Origin of the sequence: Mesorhizobium newzealandense, assembly GCF_042682145.1 — a bacterium.
Taxonomy (GTDB): Bacteria; Pseudomonadota; Alphaproteobacteria; order Rhizobiales; family Rhizobiaceae; genus Mesorhizobium; species Mesorhizobium newzealandense.
The window spans coordinates 197,429-212,374 of record NZ_JBHUGZ010000013.1 but is presented as its reverse complement, the minus strand read 5'-3'; the positions used below and the strand labels follow the sequence as shown (position 1 = coordinate 212,374).

The window sequence follows — 14,946 nt, the reverse complement described above, 5'->3', positions numbered from 1 at the left end:
GATCCAGGTCCGGCATAACATGCCTGCCTAATGACAAGGCCGCTCCAGCTGATTTCGGCTGGAGCGGCCTTCTTCCTGTCCGAACCGTTGAAAGCCCAAATATCGGCGATGAAGCGGACGGATAGGCCCCACAAATGTATGGCTGAAGCCCGGCGCCGGCACCTTCCGCCTTGACCGACTTTAACCCGTTTGCAATGCCGGCCGTGTAGGGCAGTCCGCATGAAGAAGCGGCTTTCGTCCATTCTGCGTTCGATTGTGTTCGGCGGCCTGGTTGCCACGGGCGCCGCCAGGGTGGTGATCCTGTTCACTGCCAGCCCGGTGCCGGATCCGGCCAGCGGACGCACCGAGCCTTCGCTGTTCGCGCCGGCGATTTCCACCAACTGGGACTACATCACGCCGGCACAGACCTGGCTGCTGATCGTGCTCACCGGCACAACGCTGATCTGCGTGGCCGCTTGGCCGATCGCGGCATGGCTGGAACGCCGGGCGGATGCGGGCGGAAACCGTCTTCGGTCCGATATCCCGTCCGTCACAGCCGCGCGGCAGATTCCGGGCCGCCGCATGTTCGGCCGTCAGGACCGTTGAACGGCAACCGACACTTTCCCACATAGTTGTGAGTGGCGGGTTTTTGCGCGCCAATCAAAATAGACGGCCGCTTTCGCTGGTGCCAGAATGCGAGCATGGTCGCTTGCGCAAATCGTCGGTTCCGATGCCTGAAATCACCACAAAACCGCGTACCCAGGTCAAGCCGCAGACCGAGCGGCCAAAGCTCTACAAGGTCATCCTGATCAATGACGATTTCACGCCGCGAGAATTCGTGGTGACGGTGCTGAAGGGCGAGTTCAAGCTGAGCGAGGACCAGGCACACCGGGTGATGATCACGGCGCATCGGCGTGGCGTCTGCGTCGTTGCCGTCTTCACCAAGGATGTGGCCGAGACCAAGGCGACGCGGGCCACCGATGCCGGCAAGGCCAAGGGCTATCCGCTGCTGTTCACGACCGAGCCGGAAGAGTAGTCCTACCGCCCCTCGCGGTACCACATCGAACCCATTGCCAGAAGCAGCAGACCGAGGCCGAGGAAGCCGCCGAACAGTGGCACGCGCGAGACGGCCTTGAGTACGCTGTCGTCCGTCGTGCGCAGGCCGATCCAGTCGCTGCCGGATGCATCACCGGCCGAGCGCACCGGCACGATCGAAGGCAGCGTCACGTCGCTGCCAAGGGCCGAGGACGACGCCAGCCGCCGCACGCTGCCGCCGGTGGCTTCCGCCGGCGCCTTCAGCCGGTTTTCGGTGGAAATGACGTCGGCGAATTCAGGCGCGTTGACCGGCCCGACATGGGCGAGCGCGGTGAGATCGCCATTGGCCACCTGGTAGAGGCCGATCTCGCTGGTCTCGGCGCTGCCGAGGAAGACGCCGGGTTCGGATTTCTCGAGCTTGACGGTCAGTGTCTTGCCGGAGGGGGTGATGATCTGGGCAGGGCCTGGATCATCGGCCATCGTCTGGCGGCGGATTTCCAGCACCATGCCGCGGCCGTCGGCGGTCAGCCGCTCTTCCTCGAGTTCAGGCTCCTTCATCAGCCAGTGGGCGATGCGCCGGTAGAGCTGGACATGCGGGCCGCCGCCCTCGAAGCCGCGCGCCCACAGCCAGCCCTGGTCGGACAGAAGCATGCCGACGCGGCCTTCTCCCTTGCGGTCGAGCAGCAGCAGCGGCCGGTTGTCGGCGCCCTTCATCACGATCTCGCCTTCGGGATTCTGCACGCCGATGGTGCGGAACCAGCGGCTCCAGTGCGGGGGCTCGGTGGCCGAACCATCGAGCCCGCGCGTCACCGGGTGGCGCTGGCCGAGATCGGTGAGGCGCGGATAAAAGGCCTTGTCGACCACCTCGCCGGTCGGCATTGCCGGCAAGGCCGACATCAGCGGCGTGCGCGCGATCGAGCTTTCGCCGGCATATTCGGGGCCGGCCGCGATCAGCAGGGCGCCGCCCTTTTCGACATATTCGGAGATGTAGTCGTAATAGAGGATCGGCAGCACGTCGCGGTGCTGGTAGCGGTCAAAGATGATGAGGTCGAAATCCTTGATCTTCTCGACGAACAGCTCGCGGGTCGGGAAGGCGATCAGCGACAATTCGTTGATCGGCGTGCCGTCCTGCTTTTCCGGCGGCCGCAGAATGGTGAAATGGACGAGGTCGACCGAGGCGTCGGATTTCAACAGATTGCGCCAGGTGCGCTCACCGGCATGCGGTTCGCCAGAGACGAGGAGGACGCGCAGGTTTTCGCGAATGCCGTCGATCAGCGCGATGGCGCGGTTGTTGGTGTCGGTCAGTTCGCCCGGTTGGCGGTCGATGGCGAGCTCGACGATGTTGCGGCCGGCGCCCGGAATGGTCACCTGCAGCGGCATGGCCTGGCCGACGGTGGCATGCTCAACCGCGACCTGCTCGCCATTGACCGAGACGCGCACGTCGACCGGGCTGGTTTCGTTTTCGGTTGAGATGACGCGGTAGGTCATGTCGAGCGGCTTGCCGACAAGGCCGAAGCGCGGCGCGTTCTCGAAGCGGATGCGGCGGTCCTTTTCGTGGTCGTTGCCGGTGATCAGGGCATGCAGCGGGGCGTTGAAATCGGGTGCGCCCGCGGGCGCATCATGCACCTCGCCATCGGTGATCATGATGGCGCCGCCAATGCGTGACGGCGGCACGTCGCGGAAGGCGCCTTCGAGCGCGCCGAACAGCCGTGTCTCGGTGCGCTCCTCGGCGGCTTGCGATTTGCCGGCCTCGACAACACGCACGTCGAACTGCTTGAAGCGGCCAAGACGCTGCTGCAGCCCGGCCAGCGCCTCGTCGGTCTGTTTGGTGCGGTCGCCGATATCCTGGCTCTGGCTGCGGTCGACGATGAGGGCGACAACGCTTTTCAGCGGCTCGCGCTCCTCGTTGAGGAACACCGGGTTGAACAGGGCGGCGGCGAGCGCGAGCAGGGCTACGAAGCGGAAGATGGCGCCACGCTGGCGAAACCACAGGCCGACGAGCGCCAGCAGCGCCAGCGGCACCAGCACCACGGCCAGCAATGGCCAGGAGATCAGCGGTTCGAGCGAGATCGACCAGTTCATGCCTTACCCTCGCCTGTGTGGGGAGGGTCGATCCGCATAGGGAGCGCAACGAGGAACGTCATCCTACTGCCCCAGCCGTTCGAGCAGTATGGGCACGTGCACCTGGTCGGATTTGTAGTTGCCGGTCAGCATGTACATCATGATGTTGACGCCGGCGCGTAGCGCGTAGATGCGCTGCATCGGGTCCGCCGGCACGGTCGGCAGCAACGGATCGCCATTCTCGTCGACCGCCCAGGCACCGGCGAAATCATTGGCGGTGATCATGATCGGCGAGACGCCGTCGCCGGTGCGCACCGGCCGGTTCTCGGCATTGCTGGCGTCGAGCGAGGCCTCGACCCAGAGCGGGCTGCCACTGAAGCGGCCGGGAAATTCGGGCAGGATGAAGAAGGATTTGGTCAGCACGTGGTCGGATGGCACCGGTTCCAGTGGCGGCACGTTGAGATTGCCGAGGATGTCGCGCAGCCGCTCCGTCGCCGGGCTGGTCGAATCGGCGCCGATGCCGTTGGCGAACTGGTCGCGCGTGTCGAACAGCACCGTGCCGCCCTGCTGCATATAGGCGTCGATGCGGGCGATCGCGGCCTGGCTCGGCATGGGTGCGGCCGGATCGATCGGCCAGTAGATCAGCGGGTAGAACGACAGCTCGTCCTTCGCGATGTCGATGCCGGCCGGCGCGCCCGGTTCCAGTGCCGTCTTCTCGACCAGGAAGCGGGTCAGGCCTTCGAGCCCGGCGCGGCTGATCGAATCGTCGCCCGGCACGCCGGTCAGCACATAGGCGATGCGGGTCTTGGAAATGGCCTCGATGGCAACCTCGTCGCCCGGCTTGGCGTCGTCGGCGCGGGCAAGGTCGGCATGGCCAAAAAGTGCGCCGAGCACAATCAGGACCGCGGCGGTGGTGGCCACGGCACCGGCACGGCGCGGCCGGCGGGTAAACAGGCCGCCGATCCAGAACACCGCCAGCGTGTCGAGCAGCATCAGCACCAGAGCGGCCGCGACCAGCGCGCCCTTCAGGTTGCGTGATTCATCAAAAGCATACTGGATCGATGTGACGGGGACAGTGATTTGCGGGCGCGCCAGCGGCGCGAACGTGCTTGCGGCATCGAGCAAATTGTGGGCGAAGACGCCGGTCTCGGAGCCGTAGAGGCCGGGCGGGTTCTCGAAGGTCACCGCCAGCGCGGGACCCGGCACCAGCGGCCGTGCGTCCGGTGTCGGCGGCACCAGCGATCCGTCGGCTGAGATCATGCGGTAGGGCGCCAGCGAGGTGGCGGCGGCTTCGGCATTGGCGATCGCCGCACCCTGGTTGCGCGACAGCTGCACGATGCGGCGCAGCATCTCGACGAAGCTGCCCGAGATCGGCAGGTTCGACCAGGTCGCCTCGGGCGTGACGTGGAACAGCACCAGCGTGCCCTTGCCTTTCTTCAGTCCGGTGACCAGCGGCGTGCCATCGGCGAGCGCCGCCCAGGTGCGCTCGACAATGTCGGGCGTCGGTTCGGCCAGCACCTGCCTGCTGACGGTGACCTCGGTCGGCGGCGCCAGGTCGGCGAACGGGCCGGCCTTGGGGAATTCGGTGACCGGCTGCGGCGACGTCCATGACAAGGCGCCGCCGAGCGAACGCTCGCCGGTGCGCAGGCGGACCGGCAGCAGGTCGTCGTCATTGCCGGCGGCGGCCAGCCGCGAACCCGCAAAACGCACCAGCGTGCCGCCATTGTCGACCCAGTCGACCAGCCTTTGCCGGACCTGTGCCGGAATTGTGCCGATGTCGGCCATGATGATCATCGCCGGCTTCTGGTCGAGAATCTGCGGGATGGCGTCGGCGAGGTCGGCGCTGGAGGGTTCGACAAGATCGGCGAAGGGCTGCAGCGCGCGCCTGATGTAGTAGAGCGGCGACAATAGCGGCTGCGCCTGGTCGGCCTCGGCCTGCGACAACAGTCCGACGCGGCGGCGCTTGGAGCTTTCGTCGAGGACGCGCACGGCGCCGGCCTGGCGTTCACCGTCGAGCGCGATCGAAGCAAAATCGTTGCGCAGCTCGAACGGCACCGCCATGGTGCCGGTGGCGGTGGTTTCGCCAGGCGAAAAGGTCAGCGTCGCATCGGCGATGCGGCGGCCCTTGTCGTCGAAGGCACCGGCGGTGACTTGCGCCGGGGCCGGGTCGCCCGGCGCGCGGATGGCGGTCAAGGCAAAGCCATCGACCTGATTGTCGGCGGTGGTCAGGCCGGTCAGCGACAACCGGTCGGAACTGGCCCAGACGACGCGGGCGGCATTTTTCGACAACAGCGTGTTGAAGGCCGCCTCGTCGCCTTTTGCCGCCAGCCCGTCGGCAAGCACGGCGACGCTGGCGCCGGGCAAACTGTCCAGCACGCCGACGACGCGGGCATAGACGGCGGGCCGGTCGGTCGGGATCGGTCGCGGCTTGGCGGCACGCAGCCGGTCAAGGGCGGCGGCGGCATCGAACGGTCCGATTTCCGAATTGGGCTTTTCGGCGGTGAAGGCGATGATGACAGGCACGCCGTTCGAACCGGCGTCGTTGATCAGCCGTTCGGCGGTGGCGACGCGCTTGTTCCAGTCGGCGGCACTTGCCCAGTCATTGTCGATGACCAGCGCCAGGGCCGCGCCCTCGGCCGGCAGTTTCTCGCGCGGGTTGAATACCGGTTCGGCAAGTGCTGCGACGATGAGGGCGGCCATCAGGAGCCTGAGCAGCGTCAGCCACCACGGACTTTGCTGCGGTGTCTCCTCGCGCTTCAGCACGCGCGCCAGGATCTTCAGCGGCGGGAAGATTTCCATCTGCGGCTTGGGCGGCGTCAGCCGCAACAGCCACCAGATCACCGGCAGCGCCAGCAGGCCCCACAGCACCATGGGGGCGCCAAAGGAGAGCGGCAGCCAGCTCATGCGACGGCCTTTCCGGCATGACCGCCACCGGCGGTCAGCCCGGCATGACCGCCACCGGCGGTCAGCCCGGCATGACCGCCACCGGTCAACCCGGCATGACCAGAGGTCAGCCCGGCATGACCGCCATCGGCGGTCATTGCCATGTGCAGGCGCACCAGCGCCTCGGAAGCCAGCCGATCGGTGTGGTTGACGGTAAAGCTCCAGCCGAGCCGCTTGCACCAAGCGGCCAGTTCGTGACGGCGGGCGGTATAGAGCAAGCGGTATTCATCGCCAAGCATCTCGGCACGGCCGGCGGTCAGCTTGTCGCCGGTCTCGGGATCGGTGAACTCGGTGCGGCCGGCATAGGGAAAGGTTTCCTCGGCCGGATCGGCGACCTCGATCAGATGGGCGCGCACGCCGTGGCGGGCGAGCACGTCAAGCCAGGCCATCGTTTCCTCGACCGGGTCGAGGAAGTCGCTGGCGATGACGATGTCGCAGAAGCGGCGGATGTCGGACAAATCGGGTTTTGCCGGCAACTCGCCGGCATGCATGAGCTGGGCGGCGATGCGCTCGGCGCCGTTGCGGGCGGTGAACGGATCGGTGAGGCCCGGCCAGGCGATGCGCTCGCCGCTGCGCGACAGCAACTCGGCCATGGCCAATGTCAGCACCAGCGCGCGCGATTGCTTGGAGACGCTGGCGCCGGTCGACTTGTAGAGCATCGACGGCGAGGGGTCGGCCCACAGCCAGACCGTATGAGCGGCCTCCCATTCGCGGTCGCGCACGTAGGTGTGGTCGTCGCGCGCCGAGCGGCGCCAGTCGATGCGCGAGGAGTCGCCTTCGACATAGGGCCGGAACTGCCAGAAATTCTCGCCGATGCCGCGCTTGCGGCGGCCATGCCAGCCGGCGATCACGGTGTTGACGATGCGGCGCGCCTCGACCAGCAGGTCGGGCACAAGCGAGGCCCGCAACCGGCCACGGGCGAGCGCGTCGCGCGTCGCTGCCGGAGCCTGGACCTCGCCGATGCGCGCCATCAAATCCCTTTCACGAGCTTCGCCACCACGTCGCGAACGCTGGTGCCTTCGGCGCGGGCGGCGAAGGTCAGCGCCATGCGGTGCTGCAGCACCGGCTCGGCCAGCGCACGGACATCGTCGATCGAGGGCGCCAGCCGTCCATCGTAGAGCGCGCGCGCCCTTGTGCATAGCATCAGCGCCTGGCTAGCGCGCGGGCCGGGGCCCCAGGCAACATGCTTATCGGTCTCGGCATTGCCCTGGCCGGGACGTGCCGAGCGCACCAGCGTCAGGATCGCCTCGACGACGCTTTCGGGCACAGGCATGCGGCGGATCAACGTCTGGATTTCCTTCAACCGAACCGACTGCAGCACGTTCTGCGCCTTCGCGTCCTCGATGCCGGTGGTTTCCAGAAGGATGCGGCGCTCCGCCTCGATTTCGGGATAGAGGATGTCGACCTGCATCAGGAAGCGGTCGAGCTGGGCCTCGGGCAGCGGATAGGTGCCTTCCTGCTCCAGCGGATTCTGCGTCGCCAGCACATGGAAGGGCGCCGGCAGGTCGTGGCGGGCGCCGGCAATGGTGACGTGGTATTCCTGCATCGCCTGCAGCAGCGCCGACTGGGTGCGCGGCGAGGCGCGGTTGATCTCGTCAGCCATCAGAAGCTGGGCGAAGATCGGCCCGGAGATGAAACGGAAGGAACGCTTGCCGAATTCGTCCTGCTCCATCACCTCGGAGCCGAGGATATCGGACGGCATCAGGTCGGGCGTGAACTGGATGCGGCGCGAATCGAGGCCGAGCACGACGCCGAGCGTCTCGACCAGCTTGGTCTTGGCGAGGCCCGGTACGCCGACCAGCAGCGCATGGCCGCCGGCCAGCAGCGCCACCAGTGTGCGCTCGACGACACTTTCCTGGCCGAAGATGACCCGGCCGACCCCGTCGCGGATCCTGGAGATGTCGGCCAGCGCCTTCTCGGCCTCGGCGACCATGTCCTTTTCGCTGATCGGGCTTTCCTTGACCATCACGCTCATGCAGCATCGATCCTTGTGGTTGGAAATACCGGCCCGCACCATAGCACAGCTTGCCGCGATTCGGCCTCGCGTGGCGCCTGTGTTCGAACTTAAATCACAGTCTTAGGCTGACAAGCGGAACAACAGTGACTATTTCGTGACCATGACGGAACACTCCGAACATCGCGAACAAGGCCTTACGACCGCCACCGAGGCGCGCGGTCTCGAGGCACTGATCTCGCGCGCGGCCCGCGCCGGCAAGGGCGCGGCGCCGGTCGAGCGCTGGAATCCCGACTTCTGCGGCGATCTCGACATGGAGATCAAGGCCGACGGCACCTGGTTCTACCTGGGCACGCCGATCGGGCGCATGCCGCTGGTGCAGCTTTTCTCCTCGGTGCTGCGCAAGGATGCGGACGGCAGGACCTATCTGGTGACGCCAGTGGAGCGGGTCGGCATCCGCGTCGCCGATGCGCCGTTCATCGCCGTCGAGATGGATGTTTCGGGCAGCGGCGAGGCACAGATCATCACCTTCCGCACCAATGTCGGCGACGTCGTCGAGGCCGGACCGGAGCGGCCGCTGCGCTTCGTCGACGAGAACGAGACCGGCGGCCTGAAGCCCTATGTGCTGGTGCGCGGCCGGCTGGAGGCGCTGGTGGCGCGGCCGGTGATGTACGAGCTGGTCGGGCATGGCGAGGAGATCGAAATCGGCGGCAAGACCATGTTTGCCGTGCGCTCGAAAGGCGCGGTCTTTCCGATCATGCCGGCGGACCAGTTGAAGCGGCTGAGCACGTGATGGACCAGGTGCCGCCAGCGCCGTTTTCGTCAGCGGATTTTCGCGCGCGCTTTGCCGCGCAGCCGGATGCGCATGCTGGCGACGACTATGGCGATCATCGTTTCAATCCCGGCCATCCGCGCCTCAACCAGGGGAAGGCGCTTCGCAATGCCGCGGTGCTGATCCCGGTGGTCGACCATGAGGGCGAGGCGACGGTTCTCTTGACCAAACGGGCCGAAAGGCTGCGCGACCATTCGGGGCAGGTGGCTTTTCCCGGCGGCACCATCGATCCGACCGATGCCAGTCCGGAAGCGGCGGCGCTGCGCGAGACCTTCGAGGAGATCGGCCTTGTCCCGGATCGCATCGAGGTCATCGGCCGCATGCCCGATTATGTCGCCGGCAGCGGCTACCGCATCGCGCCGGTGCTGGGCATCGTGCGGCCCGGTTTCCAGCTCGCCCTGAATGCCGACGAGGTCGATGCCGCCTTCGAAGTGCCGCTGCATTTCCTGATGGACCCGGCCAACCACAAGCGCGACAGCCGCATGTGGAACGATCTCGAATGGTTCTTCTACGACATGCCTTATGGCGACCGGCGCATCTGGGGCGTCACCGCCGGCATCATCCGTACGCTTTACGAAAGGCTCTATGCGTGAGTGTCTCGATCGCGGGCAGGGCCAACTGGCTCGGCGACAAGCATCTGCAGCGCCTTTTGGCCGCGCTGGCGGACGGCGGGGAAGAAGCGCGTATCGCGGGCGGCGCCGTGCGCAACACGCTGATGGGCCAGCCGGTCGCCGACATCGACATCGCCACCACGTGTTTGCCGCAGGAGACCATCCGCCGCGCCGAGGCGGAAGGCTTCAAGGCGGTGCCGACCGGCATCGAGCACGGGACGATCACCGTTGTCGCCGGCGGCAAGCCCTATGAGATCACCACCTTGCGCGCCGATGTCGAGACCGATGGCCGTCGCGCCAAGGTGTCGTTCGGGCGCGACTGGAAGCTTGACGCCGAGCGTCGCGACTTCACCATCAACGCGCTCTATGCCGGGGCCGACGGCGCTGTCATCGACCTGGTCGGCGGCATCGCCGATATCGAGGCGCGCCGGCTGCGTTTCATCGGCGATGCGGAAGCGCGCATCCGCGAGGATTATTTGCGCATCCTGCGCTTCTTCCGTTTCTTCGCCTGGTATGGCGACGGCCGGCCGGATGCCGAGGGGCTGAAAGCCTGTGCCCGGCTGAAACAAGGGTTGGCCCAGCTTTCGGCCGAGCGCATCTGGTCGGAGCTGAAGAAGCTGTTGTCGGCGCCTGATCCCTCAAGGGCGCTGCTCTGGATGCGGCAGGCCAGCGTCTTGACCGCCGCGCTGCCGGAAAGCGAGAAATGGGGCATCGATGCGATCCATGGGCTGACCAAGGCCGAGAAGGATCTGGGCTGGGCACCCGACCTGCTGCTCAGGCTGGAAGCGATCGTGCCGCCGGATGCGGCGCGTATGAAGGTGCTCGCCGAGCGGCTCAAATTTTCGACTGTCGAAGCGGATCGCCTGCGCCACTGGGCGCTGGCCACTGCCGTCGAGCCGAAGACGACCGAGGGCGAGTTGGCGAAGCGGCTCTATCGTGGCGACCGGCAAGGGTTTGCCGACCGCCTGCGGCTGTCGCTTGCGGCGGCGCGGGTGCGCGCTGTCGAGGACAATGACGCGCTGCTCGAAGCCGGTGGTTTTTCGCGCCTGCTTGCCTTCACCCTGAAATGGGAAAAGCCGCTGTTTCCGCTAAAGGGCGCCGATCTGACCGCGCTCGGGGCAGTTCCAGGGCCGAAGCTTGGCGAAATCCTCAAGAACCTTGAGGCGGAATGGGTCGAAGCGGGATTTGCGCCCGATCGCGGCGCGTTGCTTGAACGCGCCGCGGAAGCCTTGAAAGCCGGGTAAAGTATCTGTCAAACGCAATTCCGGACGGAAAGCAGCTGAACACTTTTCCCGGAGTTGCTGGTATCACGCCGCGTCGCGGGTCTTCTCGATGCGAGAGCGGATCGCCTCGATCATCGTCTCGCGGATGACCGCCTCGCCATGCGTCTCGCGCATGTGCTCGACGGCGCGGCGCATGACCTCGGCCTCCTCGTCGGCACGTGTGTGCCAGTCACAGCCGGGAACCAGCGACCCGCAGTGAAATTGCTTCATGGGATTTCTCCTTTTCCTCCGTGGAGCCTGAGGCTCCGATGCTTTTTTGGCTCATGGTCCAAGGTTGAATCTTCGGACCGGGAGCAGGGTGAAAACCATAACACAGATGGGGTGGTATTGGTTGCGGTCAACGGCAAAAAGGCGGAGCAGCGCTGCTCCGCCCTCTTACGCTACCCCGGAACAGGACCAGACATCGTCTCGTCCTGCCGTGCCAGTCAGGCCGTCACTTTGCGACCTTGACGGCCTCGGCAACCTTGTTCTTGCCGCTCATCTCCCATGAGACGCGGACCTTTTCACCGACCTGCAGGCCAGGATCCTTGAAGGTCTTGGAAAGCGTAAAAGACGATCCGTCATCGAGGACCAGGCTCATGGCCGTCGCGTCAAATGTCTTGATCGTTCCGGTGGTGTGCTTGACGGCGGCGAATGCCACCGAACCGGAGGCGAGAAGGGCAGCGGCAGCAGCCGAAACAATGATCTTGCGCATTGCGAAGTACTCCTGGGAAGGCGGGCATCCTTTTTGAGGAAGATGTCCCGCATCGTCTTGGGCCGTCCGGTCGCGTCGGGTCGCGGTTCGCTTTCGTCTTGACGCAATTCAGGACGGAAACCCGTTTCGTTTCCTGGAATTGCGCTCAGGCGAACCGCCGGCGCTTCCCGACCCGGCGCAACAAATAGGCCAGTCTTTTCAATCGCCTATTAGACGAAAAAGAAATTTTTCGGGGTGCTGCGTGCCACATTCCCTGCCCATTTCGAGCAAATGGGACATCAATACGGCTCACATCGCGCTCACCATTTTGTTACGGCCAGCGGACCTCGGGCGGCAGGCTGGAGAGGATCGACGCGACATTGCCGCCGGTCTTCAGGCCGAAGATGGTGCCGCGATCGTGAAGCAGGTTGAATTCAACGTAGCGGCCCCGGCGGATGAGTTGTTCGTCACGGTCGCCGTCGGTCCAGTTCTCGTTGAAGTTGGCGCGCACGAGGTGGCCGTAGACGACGAGAAAGGAGCGGCCGACATCCTGGACGAAGTTGAAATCGGTATTCCAGCCGCCCTTGTCCGCGCCCGAATGCAGCCAGTCGAAGAAGATGCCGCCGGTGCCACGTGGCTCGTTGCGGTGCGGCAGATAGAAATACTCGTCGCACCATGCCTTGAATTTCGGATAGTCGGCGACCTCGGGGTTCTTCTCGCAAGCGAACTGCATCGCCCGATGGAAGGCGATGGTATCGGGATCTTCCTGGGTGCGGCGGCGGTCGAGCACCGGCGTCAAATCGGCGCCGCCGCCGAACCATTGGCTAGACGTGACGACCATGCGCGTGTTCATGTGCACAGCCGGAACGTTGGGGTTCCACGGGTGTGCGATCAGCGAAATGCCGGATGCCCAGAAGCTCGGGTCTTCCTCGGCGCCGGGCATCTGCTTCCTGAATTCGGGTGAGAACTCACCAAAGACCGTCGAGGTGTGGACGCCGACCTTCTCGAAGACGCGGCCATGCATCATCGACATGGTGCCGCCGCCGCCCTTGCCTTGATCGCGTTCCCACGGCGTCTTTTCGAAACGGCCCGGCGACCACGAGGCCAGCGGACCGCCAAGATCCTGCTCAATCTGCTCGAAAGCGCCGCAGATGCGTTCGCGCAGCGCCTCGAACCACAGGCGCGCCTTCATCTTCTTCTGTTCGATGTCGGCGGGCAGTCCTGCCGGTATTTCAGGTCGTTCCAAGTGCCGTCTCCGGTTGCGGGCAGCGAGTTCTACAAATGACTCGTCTTTTGCCGGCGCGATCCCTAATCTCTTAAGGGCAAGGGTCAAGTGTCATTAAGGTGCAAGGGAGTTGTTTCGTGCGCACCCCGGCAAGACCACCGCTGGATGGCCTGAAGAAGAGGCTCGATCAAAGCCGGGCTGAGCGCGTGCGCATGCCGCGGGACGGTTTCCTGCGCGAGACCTTCGTCCTGCCGCGTTCCGATGCGCGCCTCAAGGCCAAGGAGTGGTTTGAGCGCTTTCCCAAGCAGGCCTACTGGACCGAGATCGAAAGCTGGTTCGAACGGCCGGGCGACCTGATCGAGTTCACCATCAGGCGGTTGCCGGCGGCGGACTGAAGTGCGGCATGCTCCCCGACAAAGGGAGTTCAGCCAGCCATAAGCCGCCTCGCCCCGGTGCCTTCCCTTGCCAGCCGGTCGCCTTTGTTCCGCAGCGGGCATTTGTCGATCGACATGCAGCCGCAGCCGATGCAGTCGGTCAGCCCGTCGCGCAGTTTCTTCAACTGGGCGATCTTGTGATCGAGCCCGTCGCGCCAGGCGGTCGACAGCAGGTTCCAGTCGTCGCGCGTCGGCGTGCGGCCCTCGGGCAGGGATGCCAAGGCCGCGCCGATCTCTGCCAGTGAGATGCCGACCTCCTGCGCGACCTTGATGATCGCCACCCGGCGCAGCACGTCGCGGCCGTAGCGGCGCTGGTTGCCCGATGTGCGGTGGCTGCGGATCAGGCCGCGGGCTTCATAGAAATGCAGCGCCGACACCGCCACCCCGCTGCGCATGGCCACCTGGCCGACCGTCAGTTCCGTTACCGGTGCCATCGCTGCTTTACCGCTCCAATTTTTCCGCTTGACCTCAAGTTAAGTTGAGCTTGTAGCGAAGAAGGCCTGGATGTGCAAACGAAGGAGAAGGCGATGTGCGCCTGGGTCAAGATGACGGGAGTTGACAGCGAACTCCTAGCCAAGCTGCCGGAGGGCTTCGCCCGCCACCATGGCGACGGAAAGCGCGACGTTGATGCTGCGCGTAGTGCCCTGCATGGGGATGGTCAGCCGCGCATCCGCCGCCTGATGGACAGGATCCGGCACGCCTGCGGATTCGCGGCCGAACAGCAGGATGTCGCCACTGGCGAAGGTGAAGCTCGTGTAGGGAATAGCGGCCTTGGTCGACAGAAGCACCAGCCGGCGCGTGCCCGCCTTGCGCCAATCCTCGAAGGCGTGCCAGTCGACATGCCGGGTCAGATCAGCCATTTCGAGGTAATCCATGCCGGCTCGCTTGAGCGCCCGGTCGGAGAGCGGGAAGCCGGCCGGTTCGATGATGTCGACGCCAAGTCCAAGGCACGCGGCGAAGCGCAGGATTGTTCCGGTGTTGCCGGCGATATCAGGCTGGTAGAGCGCGATGCGGAGACGATCGTTCATTTCCGCGTCCTTCTAATAAGTGGCAGATCGGCCACAGCGGGCTCGCGGTTTTGGAAATTGCTGGACCTGCGGGTGGCCATTTTCTGCGACGTCTTGTATATCCCGATCATTGTCAACCCGAACCGATGGAGGGGAAATTCATGATGACCATGCACATCCAGCGCCCCTCTCGTGGGCTTGTACGCCCCACGGCGGTTTCGGTACGACGATTCTCCTGACTTTCTAAGACTTGATCGCACCGATTCCCGCCCGAAACGCTTTTTCGGCACTCGAAGGAATCCTGCGATGTTTTTCAAGCTGTCAAAGGGGCTGATCGCCCCACCTGAACGTGTCCGGACCGACGCTTGTCGTGTCCAGACCGACGCGTACCGTCGTGTGTCCACCGACGCTCGCCGTCATGTCTCGATCGACGCAATCCATGCCTCCGGCCGAATGCCGGCCGACGATATGGATTCGCCTTTTTATCTCTATTTTCACACGGAGGACGGGCCGATGTTCGATCCCTACAGAATACCTGGCTCAAGGAGCCTGCACGACCAGAAAATGGCGACCTGGGCGCTGCTGATCGGCGAAACCTATTCGTCGGCGGTTCATGCCGAAGTTCGCCGCCGGCCGCATCGCGGCATGCTGCCGGATGTCGATTTCTCGCGCGCGGTTCCCGACCACAGCCGGCCGTCGCTGGTGCGACGGATCATCCGGCTGATCCGGCCGGGTGCGAAGATCCGACTTGTCGACGCCGCACCGTCAGGATCAGCAAAAGAGGCTGTCGGCGAAAAGCCTGCGAGCCCCTATATTGCGCAAAGCAAGGCCGACGGTCCGGATGATTCCGGTCCGTCGGCCCTCGACGCGGTGCGGTCCGGGGACATCGTACGTTCGCGTGCCGCGTAA

General features: G+C 65.1%; 16 protein-coding genes. 7 read left to right on the top strand and 9 right to left on the bottom strand.

The window, feature by feature from the left end; translation table 11 throughout:
* The first annotated feature begins 219 nt into the window (after positions 1 to 219).
* Both ACFSOZ_RS20700 and clpS read left to right on the top strand, forming a co-directional pair.
* Entirely contained in the window at positions 220 to 585 is a 366-nt protein-coding gene (locus ACFSOZ_RS20700) for a hypothetical protein (protein WP_379100991.1), read from the top strand.
* Positions 586 to 709: 124 nt separating this feature from the next.
* Positions 710 to 1,015: an ATP-dependent Clp protease adapter ClpS gene (gene clpS / locus ACFSOZ_RS20695; RefSeq protein ID WP_111542847.1), complete on the top strand. Its 306-nt coding sequence runs from the start codon at positions 710 to 712 to the stop codon at positions 1,013 to 1,015.
* A 2-nt stretch (positions 1,016 to 1,017) separates the two neighbouring features.
* Here the strand turns inward: clpS and ACFSOZ_RS20690 are convergent, their stop codons facing one another.
* From ACFSOZ_RS20690 to ACFSOZ_RS20675, 4 genes are all read right to left on the bottom strand, one after another.
* Positions 1,018 to 3,096 (bottom strand): hypothetical protein, encoded by a 2,079-nt coding sequence (locus ACFSOZ_RS20690; protein WP_379100989.1) that lies wholly within the window; start codon positions 3,094 to 3,096, stop codon positions 1,018 to 1,020.
* A gap of 63 nt (positions 3,097 to 3,159) precedes the next feature.
* Positions 3,160 to 5,979, bottom strand: coding sequence for a DUF4159 domain-containing protein (locus tag ACFSOZ_RS20685; RefSeq protein WP_379100986.1), 2,820 nt, complete (start codon positions 5,977 to 5,979; stop codon positions 3,160 to 3,162).
* The gene (locus ACFSOZ_RS20680) at positions 5,976 to 6,989 is read right to left on the bottom strand and encodes a DUF58 domain-containing protein (protein WP_379100984.1); all 1,014 of its coding nucleotides are present in this window, start codon (positions 6,987 to 6,989) and stop codon (positions 5,976 to 5,978) included. Before ACFSOZ_RS20680 ends, ACFSOZ_RS20685 begins: the two co-directional genes overlap by 4 nt.
* Entirely contained in the window at positions 6,989 to 7,993 is a 1,005-nt protein-coding gene (locus ACFSOZ_RS20675) for an AAA family ATPase (RefSeq protein ID WP_379100981.1), read from the bottom strand. The genes ACFSOZ_RS20680 and ACFSOZ_RS20675 overlap by 1 nt, the downstream gene beginning before the upstream one ends.
* A 142-nt stretch (positions 7,994 to 8,135) precedes the next feature.
* Between ACFSOZ_RS20675 and ACFSOZ_RS20670 the strand changes: the two genes are divergently transcribed.
* From ACFSOZ_RS20670 to ACFSOZ_RS20660, 3 genes are read left to right on the top strand one after another with little or no spacing between them, the layout of a single operon-like run.
* Positions 8,136 to 8,765 (top strand): DUF1285 domain-containing protein, encoded by a 630-nt coding sequence (locus ACFSOZ_RS20670; protein ID WP_379101013.1) that lies wholly within the window; start codon positions 8,136 to 8,138, stop codon positions 8,763 to 8,765.
* A complete protein-coding gene (locus tag ACFSOZ_RS20665) occupies positions 8,765 to 9,397 on the top strand; it encodes a CoA pyrophosphatase (protein WP_379100978.1) in 633 nt (210 codons plus the stop codon). The genes ACFSOZ_RS20670 and ACFSOZ_RS20665 overlap by 1 nt, the downstream gene beginning before the upstream one ends.
* Positions 9,394 to 10,659, top strand: coding sequence for a CCA tRNA nucleotidyltransferase (locus ACFSOZ_RS20660; RefSeq protein WP_379100976.1), 1,266 nt, complete (start codon positions 9,394 to 9,396; stop codon positions 10,657 to 10,659). The genes ACFSOZ_RS20665 and ACFSOZ_RS20660 overlap by 4 nt, the downstream gene beginning before the upstream one ends.
* A 63-nt stretch (positions 10,660 to 10,722) precedes the next feature.
* Here ACFSOZ_RS20660 and ACFSOZ_RS20655 read toward each other — a convergent pair whose 3' ends face one another.
* The 3 genes from ACFSOZ_RS20655 to hemF form a co-directional block, all read right to left on the bottom strand.
* On the bottom strand, positions 10,723 to 10,908 hold the full coding sequence (locus ACFSOZ_RS20655) for a DUF1059 domain-containing protein (protein WP_095090837.1): 186 nt from the start codon (positions 10,906 to 10,908) through the stop codon (positions 10,723 to 10,725).
* A 223-nt stretch (positions 10,909 to 11,131) separates the two neighbouring features.
* Positions 11,132 to 11,392: a DUF1344 domain-containing protein gene (locus tag ACFSOZ_RS20650; RefSeq protein WP_379100973.1), complete on the bottom strand. Its 261-nt coding sequence runs from the start codon at positions 11,390 to 11,392 to the stop codon at positions 11,132 to 11,134.
* A gap of 310 nt (positions 11,393 to 11,702) precedes the next feature.
* Entirely contained in the window at positions 11,703 to 12,617 is a 915-nt protein-coding gene (hemF, locus tag ACFSOZ_RS20645) for an oxygen-dependent coproporphyrinogen oxidase (protein WP_379100970.1), read from the bottom strand.
* Between the two features lie 116 nt (positions 12,618 to 12,733).
* On the opposite strand from hemF, the gene ACFSOZ_RS20640 reads away from it, so the two are divergent.
* Positions 12,734 to 12,991 (top strand): hypothetical protein, encoded by a 258-nt coding sequence (locus ACFSOZ_RS20640; protein ID WP_013529975.1) that lies wholly within the window; start codon positions 12,734 to 12,736, stop codon positions 12,989 to 12,991.
* A 29-nt stretch (positions 12,992 to 13,020) separates the two neighbouring features.
* On the opposite strand, the gene soxR is transcribed toward ACFSOZ_RS20640, so the two are convergent.
* Together soxR and ACFSOZ_RS20630 are read right to left on the bottom strand one after the other, a co-directional pair.
* Positions 13,021 to 13,464: a redox-sensitive transcriptional activator SoxR gene (gene soxR, locus ACFSOZ_RS20635; RefSeq protein WP_379100967.1), complete on the bottom strand. Its 444-nt coding sequence runs from the start codon at positions 13,462 to 13,464 to the stop codon at positions 13,021 to 13,023.
* Positions 13,465 to 13,599: 135 nt separating this feature from the next.
* On the bottom strand, positions 13,600 to 14,058 hold the full coding sequence (locus ACFSOZ_RS20630) for a tRNA (cytidine(34)-2'-O)-methyltransferase (protein WP_379100965.1): 459 nt from the start codon (positions 14,056 to 14,058) through the stop codon (positions 13,600 to 13,602).
* 285 nt (positions 14,059 to 14,343) lie between these two features.
* Between ACFSOZ_RS20630 and ACFSOZ_RS20625 the strand changes: the two genes are divergently transcribed.
* The gene (locus tag ACFSOZ_RS20625) at positions 14,344 to 14,946 is read left to right on the top strand and encodes a hypothetical protein (protein WP_379100962.1); all 603 of its coding nucleotides are present in this window, start codon (positions 14,344 to 14,346) and stop codon (positions 14,944 to 14,946) included.

Coding starts and splice junctions, on each gene's coding strand:
- ACFSOZ_RS20700 (WP_379100991.1), top strand. CDS start 220: ATGAAGAAGCGGCTTTCGTCCATTCTGCGTTCGATTGTGTTCGGCGGC.
- clpS (WP_111542847.1), top strand. CDS start 710: ATGCCTGAAATCACCACAAAACCGCGTACCCAGGTCAAGCCGCAGACC.
- ACFSOZ_RS20690 (WP_379100989.1), bottom strand. CDS start 3,096: ATGAACTGGTCGATCTCGCTCGAACCGCTGATCTCCTGGCCATTGCTG.
- ACFSOZ_RS20685 (WP_379100986.1), bottom strand. CDS start 5,979: ATGAGCTGGCTGCCGCTCTCCTTTGGCGCCCCCATGGTGCTGTGGGGC.
- ACFSOZ_RS20680 (WP_379100984.1), bottom strand. CDS start 6,989: ATGGCGCGCATCGGCGAGGTCCAGGCTCCGGCAGCGACGCGCGACGCG.
- ACFSOZ_RS20675 (WP_379100981.1), bottom strand. CDS start 7,993: ATGAGCGTGATGGTCAAGGAAAGCCCGATCAGCGAAAAGGACATGGTC.
- ACFSOZ_RS20670 (WP_379101013.1), top strand. CDS start 8,136: ATGACGGAACACTCCGAACATCGCGAACAAGGCCTTACGACCGCCACC.
- ACFSOZ_RS20665 (WP_379100978.1), top strand. CDS start 8,765: ATGGACCAGGTGCCGCCAGCGCCGTTTTCGTCAGCGGATTTTCGCGCG.
- ACFSOZ_RS20655 (WP_095090837.1), bottom strand. CDS start 10,908: ATGAAGCAATTTCACTGCGGGTCGCTGGTTCCCGGCTGTGACTGGCAC.
- ACFSOZ_RS20650 (WP_379100973.1), bottom strand. CDS start 11,392: ATGCGCAAGATCATTGTTTCGGCTGCTGCCGCTGCCCTTCTCGCCTCC.
- soxR (WP_379100967.1), bottom strand. CDS start 13,464: ATGGCACCGGTAACGGAACTGACGGTCGGCCAGGTGGCCATGCGCAGC.
- ACFSOZ_RS20630 (WP_379100965.1), bottom strand. CDS start 14,058: ATGAACGATCGTCTCCGCATCGCGCTCTACCAGCCTGATATCGCCGGC.
- ACFSOZ_RS20625 (WP_379100962.1), top strand. CDS start 14,344: ATGTTTTTCAAGCTGTCAAAGGGGCTGATCGCCCCACCTGAACGTGTC.